Annotated in this window: 14 protein-coding genes and 3 pseudogenes; 9 read left to right on the top strand and 8 right to left on the bottom strand. The window is 60.3% G+C overall.

The features are described 5' to 3' along the window. Positions 1 to 504: 504 nt before the first annotated feature. The 3 genes and pseudogenes from QN413_RS23255 to QN413_RS23245 form a co-directional block, all read right to left on the bottom strand. Positions 505 to 843, bottom strand: coding sequence for a hypothetical protein (locus QN413_RS23255; RefSeq protein ID WP_323498964.1), 339 nt, complete (start codon positions 841 to 843; stop codon positions 505 to 507). Positions 844 to 1,615: 772 nt separating this feature from the next. Beyond that, positions 1,616 to 1,900 (bottom strand): annotated as a pseudogene (locus QN413_RS23250) (Crp/Fnr family transcriptional regulator); the annotation flags it as partial. Positions 1,901 to 2,032: 132 nt separating this feature from the next. Further along, on the bottom strand, positions 2,033 to 2,866 hold the full coding sequence (locus QN413_RS23245) for a PRC-barrel domain-containing protein (protein ID WP_323498963.1): 834 nt from the start codon (positions 2,864 to 2,866) through the stop codon (positions 2,033 to 2,035). A 244-nt stretch (positions 2,867 to 3,110) separates the two neighbouring features. Here QN413_RS23245 and QN413_RS23240 point away from each other — a divergent pair, with 244 nt between their 5' ends. After that, positions 3,111 to 3,539: an oleate hydratase gene (locus QN413_RS23240; protein ID WP_323498962.1), complete on the top strand. Its 429-nt coding sequence runs from the start codon at positions 3,111 to 3,113 to the stop codon at positions 3,537 to 3,539. A gap of 806 nt (positions 3,540 to 4,345) precedes the next feature. Here the strand turns inward: QN413_RS23240 and QN413_RS23235 are convergent. The 4 genes and pseudogenes from QN413_RS23235 to QN413_RS23220 form a co-directional block, all read right to left on the bottom strand. Further along, positions 4,346 to 5,758 carry a cytochrome c gene (locus tag QN413_RS23235; RefSeq protein ID WP_323498961.1) on the bottom strand — a complete coding sequence of 471 codons (1,413 nt, stop codon included), beginning with the start codon at positions 5,756 to 5,758 and terminating at the stop codon, positions 4,346 to 4,348. Between the two features lie 11 nt (positions 5,759 to 5,769). Beyond that, a complete protein-coding gene (locus QN413_RS23230) occupies positions 5,770 to 7,536 on the bottom strand; it encodes a GMC family oxidoreductase (protein WP_323498960.1) in 1,767 nt (588 codons plus the stop codon). A 4-nt stretch (positions 7,537 to 7,540) separates the two neighbouring features. Further along, positions 7,541 to 8,224 carry a gluconate 2-dehydrogenase subunit 3 family protein gene (locus QN413_RS23225; protein WP_323498959.1) on the bottom strand — a complete coding sequence of 228 codons (684 nt, stop codon included), beginning with the start codon at positions 8,222 to 8,224 and terminating at the stop codon, positions 7,541 to 7,543. A gap of 928 nt (positions 8,225 to 9,152) precedes the next feature. After that, positions 9,153 to 9,915, bottom strand: a pseudogene (locus QN413_RS23220) (IS5 family transposase); the annotation flags it as partial. 197 nt (positions 9,916 to 10,112) lie between these two features. Here QN413_RS23220 and QN413_RS23215 point away from each other — a divergent pair. The 7 genes from QN413_RS23215 (at position 10,113) to coxB (ending at position 16,867) form a co-directional block, all read left to right on the top strand. Continuing rightward, positions 10,113 to 10,466 carry a hypothetical protein gene (locus QN413_RS23215; RefSeq protein ID WP_323498958.1) on the top strand — a complete coding sequence of 118 codons (354 nt, stop codon included), beginning with the start codon at positions 10,113 to 10,115 and terminating at the stop codon, positions 10,464 to 10,466. A gap of 110 nt (positions 10,467 to 10,576) precedes the next feature. Then, positions 10,577 to 12,562, top strand: coding sequence for a cytochrome c oxidase subunit I (gene ctaD / locus QN413_RS23210; RefSeq protein ID WP_323498957.1), 1,986 nt, complete (start codon positions 10,577 to 10,579; stop codon positions 12,560 to 12,562). Then, positions 12,555 to 13,154: a cytochrome c oxidase subunit 3 gene (locus QN413_RS23205; RefSeq protein ID WP_323498956.1), complete on the top strand. Its 600-nt coding sequence runs from the start codon at positions 12,555 to 12,557 to the stop codon at positions 13,152 to 13,154. Before ctaD ends, QN413_RS23205 begins: the two co-directional genes overlap by 8 nt. Before the next feature lie 25 nt (positions 13,155 to 13,179). Then, a complete protein-coding gene (locus QN413_RS23200) occupies positions 13,180 to 13,626 on the top strand; it encodes a hypothetical protein (RefSeq protein WP_323498955.1) in 447 nt (148 codons plus the stop codon). After that, positions 13,623 to 14,480 (top strand): cytochrome c oxidase assembly protein, encoded by an 858-nt coding sequence (locus tag QN413_RS23195; protein WP_323498954.1) that lies wholly within the window; start codon positions 13,623 to 13,625, stop codon positions 14,478 to 14,480. Before QN413_RS23200 ends, QN413_RS23195 begins: the two co-directional genes overlap by 4 nt. After that, positions 14,477 to 15,859, top strand: a complete 1,383-nt coding sequence (locus QN413_RS23190) for a cytochrome c (RefSeq protein ID WP_323498953.1) — start codon at positions 14,477 to 14,479, stop codon at positions 15,857 to 15,859. Before QN413_RS23195 ends, QN413_RS23190 begins: the two co-directional genes overlap by 4 nt. Before the next feature lie 30 nt (positions 15,860 to 15,889). Then, complete coding sequence (gene coxB, locus QN413_RS23185) at positions 15,890 to 16,867, top strand: cytochrome c oxidase subunit II (RefSeq protein ID WP_323498950.1); 978 nt, start codon at positions 15,890 to 15,892, stop codon at positions 16,865 to 16,867. A gap of 430 nt (positions 16,868 to 17,297) precedes the next feature. Here the strand turns inward: coxB and QN413_RS23180 are convergent, their stop codons facing one another. After that, positions 17,298 to 18,047 (bottom strand): DUF4396 domain-containing protein, encoded by a 750-nt coding sequence (locus QN413_RS23180; RefSeq protein WP_323498995.1) that lies wholly within the window; start codon positions 18,045 to 18,047, stop codon positions 17,298 to 17,300. 195 nt (positions 18,048 to 18,242) lie between these two features. Here QN413_RS23180 and QN413_RS23175 point away from each other — a divergent pair. After that, positions 18,243 to 18,695, top strand: a pseudogene (locus QN413_RS23175) (IS21 family transposase); the annotation flags it as partial. Positions 18,696 to 18,783: the final 88 nt, after the last annotated feature.

Here is an 18,783-nt window from a genome sequence, read left to right as displayed (position 1 = left end):
CCTGCTCGACGGATCACTGCCGTCACGTTGCTGACGTACGCCCTATAAAACTGGGCATCCGAAAGGAGCCCCTAGCAGCGAGCTTGGTCAGACCAACACTCGAAAGCTTCATGGTGGACGCCCTTCTCATTTCAAGTGGTTGATCAACGTCGGCACTTTGGCAGGTCGGTGCCGTCATGGGTGGGTGCGTCCATCCCATTGATTACCGTGCTGCTGCCCGGCCGTTGGTGTTTAAAGCCATTGGAGGGCACGCGAATCGCGGTCACGGGCCAAACTACGTTCATGACGCCCATGCTTTGCGGACGACGCACGACGCCGATTAGGATCGCGAGTATGCGAACGACTCCAAGTGCGAGAACCGCAATCAAAAAAAGATGGATCTAAGCAGGAAACATTGGGGCCAGACTCGTTTGATCCTTGAAACGCGTAGTGTGTGCAAGCGTTGAAGCTTTTTACCTGCCCCGATATTTTATCAACGGTGCGGAAACGCGAGAAGCGCGATGACTATTTGCTTCCGAAGCGAATGTGCAAATACAGCCCTATGCAAAACGTCGCCATGCCAGCACAGGCGCATTGAATCAAATCACCAGCCCATGTAATGAAACTTGGCATCCCTAGCTCTGCAGCCATCCAATTGACAACGACCGTTCCGGCAAAGAGCAAAGACCAACGCAACATATAGACCGGAAGCCAGCGCATCAACCAGGCCTTGTTTCGGGCCGTCTTGTCACGGCGAGTCGCCCGTGTGTCGGTGGGCCTGGGAATTTCAAGCATCGCGTGCGGCATGAAAAACGATAGAAGCACATCCGCTTGGGTCTCACTGCGGTCGACAATTGGTTCCACCTGAGTCCTTCTTTTCAATTGAATGCCTTCGGATGCATTTTGCAGAATTTCTCGAATTGGTAATGGGTCGAGTTAGGCAGTGCGATGCTCCCAAGAAGCCCAATCTCGACAGAACGGACTGCTGGTCATTGGTCAGTCCTTCATTGCTGCGTTTCAACCGCATACTCGGGTTAGCGAATCGCCGCATTTCCTGTCGGGATGATCTCCGTCAACGTAACGGAAGTCCGATGGTCGCGTGTGATGGGCCGAAGCTGACCTTGAGTAAACTCGCGTCCCTCAGGCTTCGAGGTTGGTCGACACCCACCCGCACGAAGAGGTGCGTTGGCAGTTGCCCATTATGAATGCGCCTGAAAAATACCTGGGCCATTTGCTACCCCGTATGGACGCCCGCGTCGGCGTGTTCCGTCCAATTGTCGATGAATGCCCTCGCTCGCTTCGCGAGGTCAATGAGCGCTGACGCCCCATCGTGGCGCGGGGTCGCAAGCGAAAGTCGGCATACGTTCGCATCATTGGCGCGAAGCTCGGCATGACCGCTCACGATACCTTCGTAGTTGATCCGGTCAAGTAGCAGGGTGACGTTCCAACCTTGGTACTCAAAATTGTGTGACGCAGTCTGCGTGGGCATCGTAAGAACCTCTTCTGTCCATACCAGCAGGGGGCCGGATACGTTGGACGGTAGAGGGTTATAGGGCGCGCCAAACATTGCGTCCGTGCGGTGGCGCACATCAATGAGCAGTCCCTACGTCGCCAACCGATCCGGCAGCAACCGCTCTTACTCCTTTTTGACCACCGCATAGCATTCGCAAGAGCGATTTTCGATACCGCGCCGGTCGAGCATTTCGATTCGGCCTCGGGAATAGCGGATTTGTCCGAGCTTTTGCAGGTTGAGGGCAGCTTCGGTGACGCCCTCGCGGCGAACGCCGAGCATATTGGCAATCAATTCCTGGGTCATGACCAGTTCGGTGCCATCCAAGCGGTCCAGACTCAGCAGCAACCATCGGCACAGTTGCTGGTCCAGAGTATGGTGGCGATTACACACGGCCGTTTGCGCCATCTGTGGTGAGCGTCCAGTCATCCCACCTTGACCGGCCGCACGCGGGTCACTCGAATTGCAGGCGTGCTCCGACGTAGGCAACGCATTCCACGAGGTTGAGGGCGGCCAGCAGCAAGAACTTCTCGGCGTCAGTTCTCACGCGCAGCAGGCGTTTGGCTCGGGCCTCCCGGGTGCCGCGCGCAGCCAGTAGCCCTTGCGGTCGTAGTGCTCGTAGAGCCCCTGCTCCTCCTCGCGGCTAAGTTCTGCGGTGGAGATGAAGGGCGGTGACCCCTTGACTGCTGCCCGAGTCAAGTCGACCGCCACGCTCTTATCAAGCCACTGGACGTCCCGGATCCATTGGGGTGCAATCAGGACGCGATGACTCAGCCACCAGTTGCTCGTTTCCACGACAAGGTAGCGCACAGCCCATGCCTCGTCGTCGAAGATCAGTTCCTGGACACGACCGACATCGCCGTCGGTCGCATGGATGTGGTAGCCAGTCACCGCCCTGCAACTTCGCAGATGAGCGTCTTCCTGACTGACAGACCGTCCTCTGCTTGAAACCCGGTCTTCTTTTTTTGTCGTCCAGGGGCGTTTGTCATCGCCGAGTCCCCAATCAGTTACCAGCAAGCCCGGATAGTCGTCTTTACCCCAAAGCCCCGAGCCGCCCCAGTAAGGAGGATGACCGTAGTAGCCGGCGTGCTGCTCTTCGTTCTGTCGGGACACAGGCTTGTCGGCGTCGGTGCCAGGGCTGTTCCTGACTTGATCCCTCGTAATCGACACTGGCAAGGTGTCTCGCGCCCACTTTGACTGCTGGATCGAGATGGGCGAGATCAACACCTCACGACCCGAAAGCCAAGCGCCGGTGTCCACAACGAAGTAGCGGATGACCCAGGCATCGTCGTCGAAATATAAGTCCTTAACGTGTCCAATCGCGCCATCGATCGCATCGATCGCGCAGGTCGTGATCTGTTGTGTGTTGCGCAGCATCGCTTGAATCCTTTCATGGGTCGAAGCAGTCCATCAGCGGAATGCCTCATTGCGGATTGGACGGCCTGCGCCAATGTCGCGGCGGTGGAATGCGTTGTCTGTTCGGTGGCGCACTCGCAGAGTGCGAGTCGAAAAATAATGCGCCTCGCGCAGCGTCATGTATGGGCGCTGGCGGACAGGCACGCACGATTTGTTGGCCGTGCGTTCTGCCGTGAGCAGTCCATGCGGCGGGCCAGTGCGCCGAATGTCGCCCACCGCACGGACGGCACCGCGGGATTCGCATGCGTTCGACGCCCACAATTGGCTCGACAACAACGCACCCCAGGACTTCGTCACAATGAATTTGACAAGCAAGGCTTACTTCATTGGCGGAGGCATCGGTTCGCTTGCTGCGTCCGCCTTTTTGATTCGGGATGGCGGCATGGCCGGCGCTCGAATTTCGGTCATGGAAGCCGGGAGGGTGATGGTCGGCAGACTCGACGGCTCGGGCAACGCCGATCGCGGCCATTCGATGCGCGGTGGAAAGATACTGACCACCGACAACTACGAATGTACCTGGTGTCCGCGCCGCAGTAGAACTGAGCCGTTTGAGGAAGCCCTCCGAAGTTCCTGTCTCGCCGCTTCTGACCCGAACCGGGAGGCGAATCTGAGGCGGACGCTACGCTGCTGGTGACTGGAGGTCAAACTCCGGCGCCGCCGCTGCGCCGAACGTCAGGCGGCCCCCACGTTTCAAATGCTCCATCGCCTTGGGGCCCACCCAAAAAGCGTTGACTCGCTTGAACGTTTTTCCGATGGCGGTGGAGTAGACGACATGCAGCTGCTTCGCGACCGGGGAATCCGACGCCGTCGCCACGCGACCTGCGATCAAAAAGTTGTCTGCCTAGAATCCACCAGGCGTCAGCGTAGTGCTCTCCGGATTTACAAGCTGATCGACAGCGTAACGTGTCGCGCCAGCATCGCTGGGGACTGCACGTACTCTTACGGTCGCGTTGTTGAGCACAAGATAGGTCGGACAGCCGCTCGTTGCACTTGCCGCCGCAAGGCTTGCGATTGGGATCGATCTCCCTCCAAAGATCGATGGAGCATGGGCGGAGTCGAACGCTCCCGTCAGGGTGTAGACCACAGACGCTTTGGCTTCCACTACATCGCACACAGCCGGCAGGTGATCGACCAAGGCAAAAGAAGTGTCGCTGGCTCATGGAGGTACGTCTGGTTGTCGATCTGACTGGAAGGCTCGCCGTGGGTCCGTGGCGAAGTACTCCTGAGCCGCCGTTGGCGTGGACCCCTGCGGCTGGACCCCCGTGGTTCATGCGAACGAAGCCGCCTTCCGAGAAAATGAGTTTCGAGTTCGTTGGGAGGAAGATAACCAAGCGCCGAGTGAAACCGTTTGGCGTCGTAGACACCTGCAATGAAACGTGGCGGTGGATGGCGACACCAACGAAGGTCTCGCAGCCGCCCATGTTGCCTTTTCAGGCGCGCTTATTTCACCTCACGTCCAGCCTGCGGGGTTCCGTTATCGGTACTGCTGGTGCCTGCGGAAGTGAGGGTGCCCGGGCCGGGGTGTGTGATTAGCGCTGGCGTTGTCGCCCCGGTCGTATTCGCAATCGGTTTGAGCTTTTTCCGCAGATCCGCAACCTGCATAGCGGTCACCGCAGACGCGGTATTGCCGAAGCTGTTGCGGGCATACGTTGCGACAGCAGCAACCTGTTGATCGTCAAGTTTCCAGTTGAATGCGGGCATGGCGAGCTGGGTCGGAGCCTGGTCGGTTGCGATCTTGCTCGCGCCCTCCAAAATGTAGTGGATGACCGTCGTGGGGTTGCGCTGCTGCAGGTTGGCGTTAGCCATCAGGGGCGGGAAATAAAGCGGAACACCTTTGGCATTGGCCGCATGGCATGCGATGCATTGGTCGCGCCAGATGGCTTCGCCCTGGTGCATCACGGCCGTATCGGGTGGCGCGACTTTTTCCACAGGCGAAGCCTTGACGTCGCCCAGGTAAGTGATCACAGCGGCGAGATCGGCTCGCGTCATCTGCGATGTCGAATAACCCACCACCTCGCCCATTTCGCCCGATGCAGCGCTATGAACGTTGTGCCCCTCATGAAGGAAGGCGAACAATTCGTCCGGTTTCCATGAGCCTATGCCCACCCGTTGGTTGGGCGTGATGTCCGGCGCAAACCATTCACCGAACCTTCCACCGTAGAACGGTTCGCTTGATTTGTTACCCCCCAGAATGTTCTTGGGCGTATGGCACGCGGCGCAGTGGGCGAGCCCTTCGACCAGATACGCGCCGCGGTTCCACTCGGCGGATTTGGTGGTGTCGGGCTGATAGGTACCTTTGTCCAGAAACATCCAGTTCCACACCACCATGACAGCGCGGATATTGAATGGAAAAGGAAGGCGGTTGCGATCGAGCGCATGGGATACCGGCGGGAGAGTCCGCAAATAGGCGAACATGGCATCCGAATCGTCACGGGTTATCTTGGTGTAGTAGTTGTAGGGAAACGCCGGATACAGATGATGTTCATCGTCGTCAACCCCTTGCGACATTGCCCGATAGAAGGTGTCTGCGGTATAGCGACCGATCCCGGTCTGAGCGTCAGGCGTCAGATTGGCTGAAAGGACGGTGCCGAAAGGCGTCTGCAGTGGTCGCCCGCCCGCGAATGGTTTGCCACCTTTATGCGTATGGCAGGCCACGCAGTCGCCCATTGCAACTAGGTACTTTCCGCGCTCTACCGAGGCGGGGGTGGAACGGCTTGCCGTGTCTGAGGCGGACGTGCTGGATGCCTGCGGTGGCCCCGCTTGTGCGGTCTGTTTGCTGAAAGCAGACGCGACAACCACGGCCACGCAGAGCCCACCGGCCATCCAGAGAAGTGATTTGTGCACGGTGCGCATGATCGTTTCCTTCAGGCAAGCAACTGGCCAGGCGCCTTGAGGTAACGCGAGGTGATGGCGGAAGCTGACCAGTAAGCAAGTGCTGCAACAGTTCCTGTCGGGTTGTAGCCCGCGTTCTGTGGAAATGCACTGGCACCGAACACGAAGAGGTTCGGAACATCCCAACTCTGCAAGTAGCGGTTGACCGCACTCGTCGCGGGATCGGTTCCCATGATGGCGCCGCCGGTATTGTGCGTGGTCTGGTAGGGCACGACATCCCAACTGCCCGTTCGGCGGTTGACCTTCAATTCACGCGCACTCATCGCCTTGGCGATGTCGTGCGCGCGATCCGTCAGGTAGTCCGACATCCGGTGTTCGTTATCGGTGAAATCAAACGTCATGCGCATCAGCGGCCGCCCATACACATCGCGATAGGTAGGATCGAGATCAAGGTAGTTGCCGCGATGACTCATGACGGCGCCGTGCGTCGTCACCGACTGGGCGGAGAGATAGTTTTTGGAAACCGCCTTTTTCCACGCGGAACCCCATTTGGGAACTCCCTCGGGCGTAATGCTTTGTTCGATAGGGCGGCCTCCCGTCTGGACAGTGGCAATAAAGCCGCCGCCGACAAAGCCAAGTCCCGAATGATCGAAGTTGTCGCCGTTGAAATCATCGATCACCATGCCATGGGCTCCGGCTCCGATGAACGGGTTGAGAATCGTGCTCTCATGGTGAAAAACATTGACCGAAGACGTGATCTGATAAGCGTAGTTCTTCCCGATCACGCCCTCGCCCGTCGCCGGATCGTAGGGTCTGCCGATGCCCGATACCAACAGAAGTCTAACGTTGTGCAGGATGTAAGCCGTGAGCAAAATCAGATCGGCCGGTTGCTCGAACTCCTGACCCGCAGCATCCACATAGGTCACGCTGAGTGCGCGCTTGCCGGACGAATCGAGGTTGATCTTTATGACTTCCGATTCGGTGCGCAGCGTGAAGTTGGACTTGCGCATCAGCACCGGAAGGATCGTGGTCTGCGCACTCGCCTTGGAGTAATTGCCGCAACCGTATTTTTCGCAAAAACCGCAGTAGGTGCACGGCCCAAGTTGCACGCCGAGCGGGTTGGTATAGGCTCTGGACATGTTGGCCGCCGGCTGCGGAAAAGGGTGGTAGCCCACAGCTTCAGCCGCTTTTGCAAACAAAGTCGGTGGCAATGTCATCGTCATCGCCGGATTGGGATATTCGCGCTTGCGCGGGCCTTCGAATGGATTTCCTCCTGGCTGAATCTTCCCGTTCAGGTTGCCCGCCGTACCGCTGATTCCGCACAGATACTCGAATCGGTCATAGTGCTGCTCCAGGTCTTCGTAGCTGACCCCCCAATCTTGGATTGTCATGCTGTCGGGGATAGCATCCTTGCCATAGCGTTCGATGGTGTGACTGCGAATATTGAAATCGGTTGGCAAAAAGCGCCAGGTCTGGCCATTCCAGTGAACGCCCGCGCCTCCTACGTTGATGCCGGGCAGAAACGAACCGAGCCTTCGCATGGGCAGCGCCGTTTGAGCAATGTTGTTGCGCACCGTCAGCGTTTCATGGGCCGGCGGCTGGAACAGCCCGTCGCGATAGCGATAGCGCAATTCGTCCTGCGCAAACGTGGTGGCGAAATCGGTGGTGGTGTCGCGCCACACGCCCCGTTCCAGCGCCAGGACGTTCAGACCGGCGTCGGTCAGCTCCTGCGCCAGGATGGCGCCGGTCCATCCGAACCCGATGACCAGGGCATCCACCGAAGGGAGTTTAGTTGCCATGATTTCAGCCCTTCTTCCATTCCGGCCGACCACTGATGCCAACCGGTGGCAGTGGATAGCGTTCGTTGTGATGGGAGACGAACTCCCGGTGGTCGTAGCGTGCACCGGGAAAACCGATGAGCTTCCACCCGACCATGTCGCGATTGCCGCCGTAGATCGGGTCTGACCAGAACCCCTCCTTGGTGTTTTGCAGCAGCATCGTGAAAAACGTCTTGGCGTCTGTCGTGGGAAGCGAGACCTCGCCTTTTTCAAGTCGATCGAGCCAGGCATCCTGATCTTCTACCGCCAGCGTGTGGAACAGCGTGCCGTCGTGTGCCTTGCCGACTTCATGGTCAATTTCGCGGATGGCGGACCGGTACAGGGCGGCCGGTGTCATCCGGGTCTGGTAGCCCTGAGTTTTTTCCCCAGCACGCCATGGTCCTTGCATGTACCAGCTACTCGCCTGCCCATAGTCGCCGGCCAACTGGCTGTCGATGAAGCCAGGAACGCCGGCCTCGATCGCGCCGGGGCCCATGTCATCTTTCGGAATCAGCCGCGCCACGGCTGCTTCGACAAACGCTGCTTCTGCGGGGGTTAAAAAAAAGTAGCCTGCCGGTAATGCAACCAGTGCGGCATGCGGAGCGTCCGCACTTCCTTCATGCCATGGAGTAGAGCCTGAAAGAGTCACCGCTGAAACGATCGGTATCACGCCTGCGATCGCTCCGCCTGTGAGGAGCCGACGCCGGCTCAAACGGGGACTGTCCATTTCATCTCTCCTGGCGTGGGGTTGCGAGCTATTGCGGCCACTGTTGGCCACGAAGTACGGTGTGGGCGTTTCGAGCTGCTGCTCATAGGAGAAAACGCTCCCGCGTCGTAGGATAGTGACGCTGCCCCTCGCAAACGCTTTTGCAACGAGCCAGTCACCAGAAATGTCTGTGCAAAAGTTGTGCACTTGGCATGTCGGCGCCGGTTGAGCTTTGGCCCAACGGGGATGCGGATAAAAACTTGGCCTGGTTTTATGTCGTAAGTCCAAGACTCTCTCGGTATTCGATGGGCGGCCTGCGGACAGCGAGACCGTGTGTTCGAGGCAATCAAACGTGAGCCGACGCGATGAGCGCTTGAACATGCACTGCGTCTTCGAGTAACGTCATCGCACGCTACCTGAAGTCAGGCAGCGTAGGGCAGTTCAGAAGCACTACGGACATGACGATCAGCACGCGTTTGGCGGTTTACCTTGTCGGCGGATTTGTCCCGGGATATGGCGTCGCGAGTTATCGCGATCAATCGAACGCTTCGTGATAAATCGGCCACCGGTTACGGCCAAGAATGCGGCGCGATCACGCTCGTCGCTTATTGGGAATGTCTTCGATGATTGATCAGAATATGTGTGCCATGCGGACACAGCCTTACTGAGCCGATGTTGACGCATCCCTCCGTGATGGATCAGGCCGCCAGCTTCACTGGGGAGCCGTCTCCCGCATGCGGTTTGATGCAATGCTGAACAAGCCAGCAATTTCGACGGCACTCTCGCTATTGGCGCTTCATTCGACTGCGCCGCCCATCGAATCGCACTAATCTGAAGCGAATCGCCGCTTGTAGCACCCAAGCGGCGCTTGCTGTGCGCCCCGCAGGCGTACTCATCCCATGAGATGCCTGCGTGCCAGATAGATGTTCGCCAACCCTTTGACCATGAACGCGCGCGTGGCATTCTTGGTCAAGCCCCGGTAGCGCACTTTGCTGAATCCCCAAAGCCGCTTCACAACCGCGAACACATGCTTCACGCGTGAGCGCACCTTGGACTTCAACCGGTTCACGATCCTCTCCAGGCCCTCGATCGCACTGCCGGGAATCACCCGTTGATTGGTGCAATCCTTGGGCGTTGGGCGCCTTCGAGTGGATCAATGCCTGCTGCGAGGAGTAGGCGCAGTCGCCGTACAGATGTGTCTCCGCGCCATGCATCAGATCCGGCAAAGGATGCTTGTCATACACGTTCGCCGGTGTCACCACTGCGCTGTGCGCCAGACCCGTCTTGCTGTCCACGCCGATGCGCACCTTCATACCGAAGAACCATTGCTTGTTCTTGCTGGTCGAGCGCATCTCCGGGTCGCGTTTGCCTTGTGCATTCTTTGTCGAGCTGGGTGCACCGATGATGGTCGCATCCACGATGGTTCCGGTGCCAACCTTCAGGCCATTGACCTGCAGCACCTCGCCTACCTTGGCAAACAGAGCCGCACCGAGATCGCGCTTGTCCAGCAGTCGCCGGAACTTCAACAGCGTCGTCGCATCTGGCACCTGCTCGCGACCGAGGTCGATGCCGACGCATCGCCGCAGCGCGCTGCGCTCGAGCAGCGCGTCCTGACAAGCCACATCGGCCAGGTTGAACCAGTGCTTCACGAAGTACCGTGATGCAGGCAGCGTGCCAACTCCGAACTCAATCAGCGTTGCCTTGACCAGAACAGATCTCGAATTCCGACCGAAGTGACGAACGAAACTTTGAAGGGTGGGATGGGGGACGAACTGCCGCTCATTTGAGAGGATGCCGTCCTACGTCAAGCTTAATTCTTCGTGCTTAAGGTAACCCTTCTCAGGAGAATCTTATGGTTGGCAATGTCCTAGCGCAGAACGGAAATAAACCCCCTGCAACACCACTGCAAGCGCGTCTTCCGCTGATAGCAGAGCTACCCGTTCAAGATTTTGAGATGCTGGCGCCCAACAAAGGGAATGTCAGTTTCGACGACCGGGTAGTCGAGCGCACGAGCAACATCCGTCTTGCGGCTTATGCGACGTTGAAGAGCCACAACTTCGAGCCCGTACACGAACTCGAGGATCGGCTGGCCTCCGAACCAGAACTGGGGACGGGTGCCCGACGCACTTCGACCAAAAAAACGGCGCATCAGCGGCATGAGTTCAGCCTGGTTCGCGTTTGTCGCAATGCGGGCCTCGAGGTCTGAAGACAGTCAAGCCGCAATCAGCAACCCTACGATTCAATCGGTCAACCCCGTTGCGCTTCAGGCTTGAAATCGCCCAGTCATTGATTTCGCATTGATCAGAGGTATCGTCTTTGAACCAACCTTTGAGTCTGGATGCGAGCGGACGGATATCGCCGGGTGCGTTGACTCGGACACCGGTCATTGGAAAAGTCGAGCTCGGTTCCGAGCAGGAGAAAGCGCTTAGGCAGCTGTGGCAAACCAGCCCCGGCTGGATCGGGTGGCTCAGTTCTGTCGACCACAAGGAGATCGGCAAACGCTATCTCGTGACGGCATTTCTGTTCCTGCTCGTCGGCGGCGTCGAGGCGCTCGTAATTCGCCTCCAACTGGCGCGACCGAATCAGACCCTGCTGACACCGGAACAGTACAACCAGCTGTTCACGATGCATGGCGTCACCATGATCTTTCTGTATGCGCTGCCGGTGCTCTCCGGATTTAGCAACTTTCTCTGGCCACTGCTGCTCGGCTCGCGGGACATGGCCTTCCCACGACTCAATGCAGTGTCGTATTGGATCTTCCTGCTCGCCGGCATTTTCCTTTATGCAAGCTTTCCGCTGGGCGAGGCGCCTAACGCCGGCTGGTTCAACTATGTTCCGTATGCATCGCTGACGTACAACCCCGGGCCGAACATCGACGTGTACGCGCTCGGCATGATCTTTCTCGGCCTCTCGACGACGGTCGGTTCGGTCAACTTCATCGTTTCGCTCTTTCGCACGCGCGCGCCGGGCATGTCGATCAATCGCGTGCCGATTCTTGTGTGGGGGACACTGACGGCTTCGGTCGGCAATCTACTCGCCGTGCCGGCCGTTTCACTCGCTTTCCTGATGCTGTGGCTCGACCGCCAATTCGGCACCCACTTCTTCGATTTCACGCAGGGCGGCAAACCGCTGCTTTGGCAGCATCTCTTCTGGATGTTCGGGCACCCATGGGTCTACGCGATCGTTCTGCCCGCGATGGGCATCGTCTCCGACGGGCTGCCGACTTTCTGCCGTCGCCCACTGGTCGGTTACACCGCCGTCGCGCTGTCCACCATCTCCACCATGATCCTTGGCTTCGGCGTGTGGGTCCATCACATGTTCGCCACCGGCTTGCCACCGCTGTCCTTGTCTTTTTTCGGTTCGGCGAGCTTCGTGATCGCTATTCCAAGTGCAGTGGCAGTGTTTGCCTGGATTGCGACGATCTGGTACGGCCGCCCGGTGTTCAAGACGCCATTCCTGTTCTTCGCCGGCTTTGTGTTCCTTTTCGTCGTGGGCGGCGTGTCTGGATTCATGACGGCAGCGGTACCTCTCGACTGGCAGCTCACCGACACTTACTTCGTGGTGGCGCACCTGCACTACGTGCTCCTCGGTATCAATGTTTTTCCGGTGGTGGGAGGCATCTACTACTGGTTTCCCAAATTCACCGGCCGTCTGCTGAGCGAGCGACTGGGCCGCTGGGTTTTCTGGACCATGTTCATAGGCTTCAACCTCGGCTTTTTCCCGATGCACATCTCGGGCTTGCTCGGGATGCCACGCCGTGTCTATACCTATGGGGCCGACATGGGCTGGAACAGCCTCAACATGGTCACGTCGGTGGGCTCCTTCGTCTTCGCCGCCGGTGTCGTTCTTTTCGTGATCGACGTCGTGATCGGCTATCGCAAAGGGCCGAAGGCTGGACCCAACCCCTGGGATGGCGCCAGCCTGGAGTGGGCCGTGCCGTCGCCACCGCCGCCCTATAACTTCGCGGTCATCCCCGTCATCGCCAGTCGTCACCCTCTTTGGGAGGGCAGGCTGGATACGCTCGCAGGGCGTTCGTCGATCGACGAGGGCGCACTGCTGCACCACGGGCGGGAGACCCTGGGATCCACCATGCTGGACGCCGTGCCGAACGTGATTCTCCACATGCCGGGAGATTCACTGACACCACTCTTCACCGCACTGACCCTGGCGCTGGCATTCGTTGGCCTGCTGCTGCATTCGGCCACGATCGCCGCATTAGGGACGCTCGCACTGGGGGTGACACTGGCCGTGTGGCTGTGGCCGGTGAAGCGGGACGCACATGCGCGAGGCGAGCATGGATAGCGCAGCGCTCATCGAGCGGCCGCTGCCCATACGCGGCACCCATTGGGAGTCCACCGCATGGTGGGGCATGGCGTTCCTGATCCTCACCGAGGGTTCGCTTTTCGCCTATCTTTTCTTCAGCTATTTCTATCTCGCCTCGCAAAGTGCCGGCACGTGGCTGCCGAACGGGCCGCCCGACCTTGTGAACGCCTCGATCGGAACCGTGTTGTTGCTGTCGAGCAGCGGTCTTGCGTGGTGCGGCGAACGCTGCATCGCTGGCGGCAACCAGCGTGGACTTTCGTTTGCCCTCGGCGCCACCATCGTGGTCGGCATCGTCTTCCTTGCGATCCAGGGCTACGAGTGGTCGACCCGGCCGTTCGGGTTGGCGTCGAGTTCCTACAGCTCGCTCTATTTTGTCATCACCGGTTTCCATGGCGCGCACGTGATCGTCGGGCTCGTCATGCTCTCGGCGTTACTTTTCTGGAATTTGATCGGACGTTTTGCCCAGGGATGGCACCTCGAGGTGTCGGTCGGCATTGTGTACTGGCACTTTGTCGACCTCGTATGGCTCGGGGTCTACGCGACCCTCTACCTAAGCCCGCGCCTGAGCTGAGCACGCTGAGCACGCTGAGCACACCATGGCCGCACACGTGTCCGACGACCCCGAAATTCCGCCCACGCGATCAGGCAAGTCGGCTCCTGGGACCGTGCGGCTGTTTGCGGGCATTGTGATCGCCCCATTCGCGTGGGCACTGCAGGTGCTTGTCGGCTATGCGCTTGCTGCACACGCCTGTTATCCGGTCGATGTGGCCCTTGCGGCGCCGCTCTGGGCCAACCTGCGAGCGATCGTGGGTGGTGCCTCGGTCGTGCTTTGGCTCGTGCTCATCGGAGGATGCGCGATCGCCTGGGGGAATTGGAAGGCGACTCGTCCGCAGGCGAACGTGAGCCCGGGGGCCGCCATCCAGTCCGGCTCAGGGCGGCCGCGCTTCATGGCACTGTGCGGCGTCACGGTCAGCGGATTGTTCGCAATCGTGCTGCTGTTTACCAGCTTGGGCATCCTCTGGGTGCCAAGTTGCGGCGCATGATCAACGCTACTGACGTCGCTTCCGCTCAGAACGCGGCGCTTCCTTGGGAATGGGAACTTGAGCCGCTCATCTGCATGTTGCTGTCAGCCGTGAGCGCGATTTACCTCGTGGGCCTCGCGCGCCAGTGGCACGAGCGTCGGCTGCCCAAGAACTCTCCGATGTGCGCGCTCTCGTTCGCGGCGGGTATCGCTGTGCTGGTGCTTGCTCTTCTGTCGCCGCTCGATGCCTGGGGCGATCAGCTCTTCTGTGCGCACATGGCACAGCATCTGATGCTCATGATGGTCGCGCCGCCGCTCCTCATCATGGGCCGGCCCGTCGTCGTCGCACTATGGGCCATGCCGCGACCGCTTCGACTCAGGGTCGGCGCCTGGTGGCAGCGCAGCCCGGCCGTGCGTCCGATGGTCGAACTTCTCAGCGCGCCGTTGGCGGCATGGCTGCTCGTCAGTGTTGCGCTGTGGTTCTGGCATCTGCCCAAGCCCTATGCGTTGGCGTTCACGCAGCCTGTCGCACACGCGCTCGAACACCTGTCATTTTTCCTCACGTCGATCCTGTTCTGGCGAGTCGTAATCGGCGGGCCGCTGGCGGGTCGCCTATCTATCGGTGCGATCATGATTTTCCTTGTCACATTTGCCATGGAAAACGCGATGCTGGCGGCGATTCTCATCTTTGCGCCGCAGGTCTTGTATGGCGTGCATGCGGTGGCCCCGGCCTGGAGTCCGTGGTCGCCGATCGAAGACCAGCAACTGGCGGGCATTCTCATGTGGTCGGTCACTGCCTTGGTGGACCTGCTGGCGCTGTGCCTGCTGTTTGTCGCCTGGCTTGCCAGCAGTGACCTCAGGACGCAGCGCGCATGACCACCGCAGCTGGTTTTTCGCCTGTGGCTTGGTCGTCGGGCCGGTGGCGCGGAACGGACCGCAGCAGCGCTATCGGCGCCCTTCTTCTCGCCGTCTTGCATCTCGCGCTCGCAGGCGTTCTGACGCTCGCCTGCGACAGAGTGCAAGCGCAGACCACGACCTCGCAAAAGCCAGACAGCGCCGCGTTGATCGCGCGCGGCGCCTACCTGGCCCGGCTGGGCGACTGCGCTGCCTGCCATTCGGTGCCTGGCACGCCTGCCTTCACCGGCGGCCTGCCACTGAAGTCGCCACTCGGAACGATCTACTCCACCAACATCACGCCCGACCGTGAAACCGGCATCGGCACGTACACACTGAATGACTTCGACCGGGCCCTGCGCCAGGGCGAGTCGCCGCGCCATCATCTGTATCCGGCGATGCCGTATGCCTCGTTCGCGAAGACATCCAACGACGACATAGGGGCGCTCTACGCTTACTTCATGAACGGCGTCGCGCCGGTCCATCGCAGGCCGCCAGCAACCTCCCTGCCCTTCCCTTTCAGTCAACGCTGGGGACTGGCGGCGTGGAACCTGCTTTTCCTTGAGCGAAGCACCTACCGTGACGACAGCGCACGCAGCGCGCAATGGAATCGTGGCGCCTACCTTGTTCAGGGTCTCGGCCATTGCGGCTCGTGCCACACGCCACGCGGGCTCGCCTACCAGGAGCAAGGCTATTCGCAGGCATCGAGCCGGTACTTGGTGGGTGGCGTCAACGATCACTGGCTGGCGCCGAACCTCACAGGCGCCGGAACAAGCGGGCTGCAGGCCTGGAGCGAGAGCCAGCTCGTCCAGTTCTTGAAAACGGGTCATGGGGCCCGGGCCATGGCGTTCGGACCCATGAAGCAAGTCGTCATCGAGAGTACGGGGTACCTCGACGAGGGCGATCTCCGCAGCGTCTCGATCTACCTCAAGTCGCTGGCGCCGGAGCAACCCACCGGCTCGTCGCTTGCGCAGTCCCGGGCCGACCGCACCGTCGACTGGCTCGCGAGCGGCGACGTCCGGGTGCCGGGTGGCGGTCTTTTCAACAACTTCTGCGCCAAATGCCATCAGGCCAACGGCCAGGGCGATCCGGCCAAGGCGCCTGCCCTCGCGGGCAGTGGCGTGGTGCGCGCGGCGGATCCATCTTCGGTCATTCACATGATACTGAGCGGTGGCAAGCCTGTGCAGCCCCAGGGCATGCCGGCGATCGAGCCGATGCCAGCGTTCGCCGATCAGTTCGACGACCGAGAGATTGCTGAGGTCGCCAGCTTTGTGCGGGGCGCATGGGGCAACAACGCGCCCCCTGTCACCGCGCGCAGCGTCAAGACGGACCGCGCGCAGATCAGCGCCGAGAAGCCATGAACGGCCGGCCGCCAATTCGAGGAGCGCGATGTGACTGAATCCGCCGCGCCACTGGCCTACTTCCATACGGCCGGGCCAGCCGCCGATCCGATCACCCGCCTCGGCTGGGGCCTGGGCATCGTCTCGATCGCTGTCGTGGTCATCATCGCCGTGCTGCTGCTGCTGGCGATCTTTCGCAAGCGCCATCGCAGCGACGGTGCATCGGAACGAGCCGATGAGCACGCCATGGCACCGTCCCACAAGAATGCCGGGCTGAGCTGGATTGCCGTGGGGACAGGCGTCTCCACCCTGGTTTTGTTCGGCTGTGCTGTCTGGACGCTCGTGACCTTGAGCACGATCGCTGCGCCCCGCACCGCGCCGCGCGTTGTCATCGAAGTCCAGGCCTACCAGTTCTGGTGGCGGGTGCGCTATCTGGACGTCAGTGGCACCGTGCTGCTCACCACGGCCAACGAAATCCACATACCCGTCGGCCAGCCGGTGCGATTCCGTCTTTCAAGCGGTGATGTGATCCATTCGTTCTGGGTGCCCGCCCTCGGCGGAAAGATGGATGCGATACCCGGCCAGACCAACGTGACCTGGTTGCAGGGAAGTCAGGTCGGTCGATATCGCGGCCAATGCAGCGAGTACTGTGGCTTGCAGCATGCGCACATGGCGTTCTTCGTCGACGTCGATTCCGCCGCCGACTTCGAGCATTGGGTCGACACGCAGCGCCGGCCGGCAAGTCTCCCCGCGCAGCAGGATCTCGCCGGCGCCCGGATATTCATGAACAGCTGTGCCGGCTGCCACGCGGTTCAAGGCACCGAAGCCCACGGTGCAGTCGGTCCGGACCTGACGCACCTCATGACGCGCAAAACCATTGCGGCGGGCGTGTTGCCCAACGGGCCTTCGTTCCTGAAACAGTGGATCGCCAGCACGCAGACGGTCAAACCCGGCAGCGAGATGCCGGTCGTCAGACTCAGCGCGTCCGAGCTGAATGCAATCGTCGGTTACCTGGCCACGCTTCGCTGATCCCGGATGATCCCGCGTGGCGCGCCGGCCTTCAGGGCGGGTATGCGTTCCGTTGCGCTCGCGTTTTATCGGTGGCAGCACTCAGCGCTAACGCCGCATGGATCATGCGCAAAGCGCCCAATGTGCGTGGAAAGTTGCCGGTCAGGCGCCGGCTCTTCACGCCACAGTGCCGTGGAATATGGTGCTCTGGATGAATGGGTCGCGGGCGGAGCCGCCGCGCTGGCCAGTGGACATACGCCCCCCTGCATGAGCAAGCCATTAAGTCCCGTTGGCGTGATCAGCAAAGCAAAGCCGGTACGTCCCAAGAGTCGCGGGCGCGCGCGAGAAAGTCGCACCCGGGGACGAAGCGACTCTTCAGGTGGTCGTCGACATCGCCGGAGACTTCTGGCGATGCACCTCACATCCTCTCCTTGATGCCACGCCGGATCAATCACCAGTTGACTGGATAGGCCGTCATGAACCCTGCCACCATTGCAATCTGCATTGCGAACCAGAATTCCGGCGTGTCGACTGCGGCCTGTGCACCGAATGCACGTTTGAACCCGCCGAGGGTTTGAGCAGTGTCTTCAAGTGCCCCAGAGACGAGGTGGGCTTCCAGCGCAATGGCCGCAGCGGCTGCGACAAGAACGCCGACAGACAGCCACAAGGGCCAAGTGGACGCCTGTTCATTTTTTTCGCGCGGATGCGCCGCCACGAAGACATCCCGGTGCGTGACCAGCGTGTAGATCAGATTTGCCACATAGAGAAGCAGCAAGACAATCGAAACGTCGATGCTCAGTCGCTCATCGCTTACCGCGAGGCCAACACCGTCGGCCAGATGATGACCCGCGAAGTCAAAAACGGCGGGCAAGAGAAGCGCGATCGTCACCAGGATCAGCAAGCTCGCCATCTGCCCGGCCTTGGCACGATTGAAGCGCAGGTGAGGCCGGCCTATCGTTCCGATCATCACCGCAAGACCAAGCCCGAAGAGACCGGTGCCGATAACCGATCCCGTGATATGAGCGCGTACCACCTCGACGTTGCCTGCAACCAGCACAAAGAAGGCGAGGATCAGCTCGGCCAAGCTTCCAAAACTCTCGTTGAACAGGCCGCCGACTGCAGGACCAAAACGCAACGCCAGATGTTCTGTCGAGCGACGGACCCAATCGGCCAGGATCCCAATGGCCACCGCGCCGGCCAGGAATACCTAGGCTGCTTCGGCCTCAAACACAAAAGCAAGTATCGGCGCAATGGGCAGGAGGGCCAGTGCGCCGAGTGGCACAGCCAGACTGTTGATTTCCATCCAGAACTGACCCAGTTACCCGGGTAATTTCCATCTAAAAACCGACCCACGTAAGAACCCTAACCTGCTGCTTTTAGCGGCAGGAGCACAGGAGTGATTGACGTGGCGACACTAAGTGTCATCAGACGTTGGGCCTTGCGCGAGCAACTGTCCATCCGCGAGGTAGCCCGGCGTACCGGGCTGTCTCGCAACACCGTCCGCAAGTACCTTCGCGAGGGCGAGGCGGCGCCCAGCTACGCGAAGCGCATCAGCCCGAGCAAGATCGATGTCTTCGCCGAGAAGCTCCGATCCTGGCTGAAGAGTGAAGCGGCCAAGTCGCGCAAGCAGCGGCGCACGTTCAAGCAGATGCATGCCGATTTGGCAGTGCTCGGCTACAGCGGCTCGTACAACCGCGTTGCAGCGTTTGCGCGCAGCTGGAAGGCCGAGTTGCAGATCGTCCAGCAGACCACCGGCAGGGGCACGTTCGTGCCGCTGCTCTTCGGCGCCGGCGAAGCGTTCCAGTTCGACTGGAGCGAGGACTGGGCCGTCATTGGCGGTGAGCGCACTGTCTAGCGTCAATCTGGATGAGAGGAGCGCGTCAATCAAGGTGAGAAGTTCAGCATGGTCGGGAGCCTGTCGGGCGTAGCCCGACAGG

It is taken from the genome of Variovorax sp. LG9.2, assembly GCF_035018885.1.
Classification (GTDB): domain Bacteria; phylum Pseudomonadota; class Gammaproteobacteria; order Burkholderiales; family Burkholderiaceae_C; genus Variovorax.
This window is presented reverse-complemented; position numbering and strand designations above follow the sequence as displayed.

Excerpts from the sequence above, each read along its gene's own strand:
- QN413_RS23195 (WP_323498954.1), top strand. The coding sequence starts at position 13,623 with ATGATCAACGCTACTGACGTCGCTTCCGCTCAGAACGCGGCGCTTCCT.
- QN413_RS23215 (WP_323498958.1), top strand. The coding sequence starts at position 10,113 with ATGGTTGGCAATGTCCTAGCGCAGAACGGAAATAAACCCCCTGCAACA.
- QN413_RS23245 (WP_323498963.1), bottom strand. The coding sequence starts at position 2,866 with ATGCTGCGCAACACACAACAGATCACGACCTGCGCGATCGATGCGATC.
- QN413_RS23235 (WP_323498961.1), bottom strand. The coding sequence starts at position 5,758 with ATGCGCACCGTGCACAAATCACTTCTCTGGATGGCCGGTGGGCTCTGC.
- QN413_RS23205 (WP_323498956.1), top strand. The coding sequence starts at position 12,555 with ATGGATAGCGCAGCGCTCATCGAGCGGCCGCTGCCCATACGCGGCACC.
- QN413_RS23200 (WP_323498955.1), top strand. The coding sequence starts at position 13,180 with ATGGCCGCACACGTGTCCGACGACCCCGAAATTCCGCCCACGCGATCA.
- QN413_RS23240 (WP_323498962.1), top strand. The coding sequence starts at position 3,111 with ATGTCGCCCACCGCACGGACGGCACCGCGGGATTCGCATGCGTTCGAC.
- QN413_RS23190 (WP_323498953.1), top strand. The coding sequence starts at position 14,477 with ATGACCACCGCAGCTGGTTTTTCGCCTGTGGCTTGGTCGTCGGGCCGG.
- QN413_RS23230 (WP_323498960.1), bottom strand. The coding sequence starts at position 7,536 with ATGGCAACTAAACTCCCTTCGGTGGATGCCCTGGTCATCGGGTTCGGA.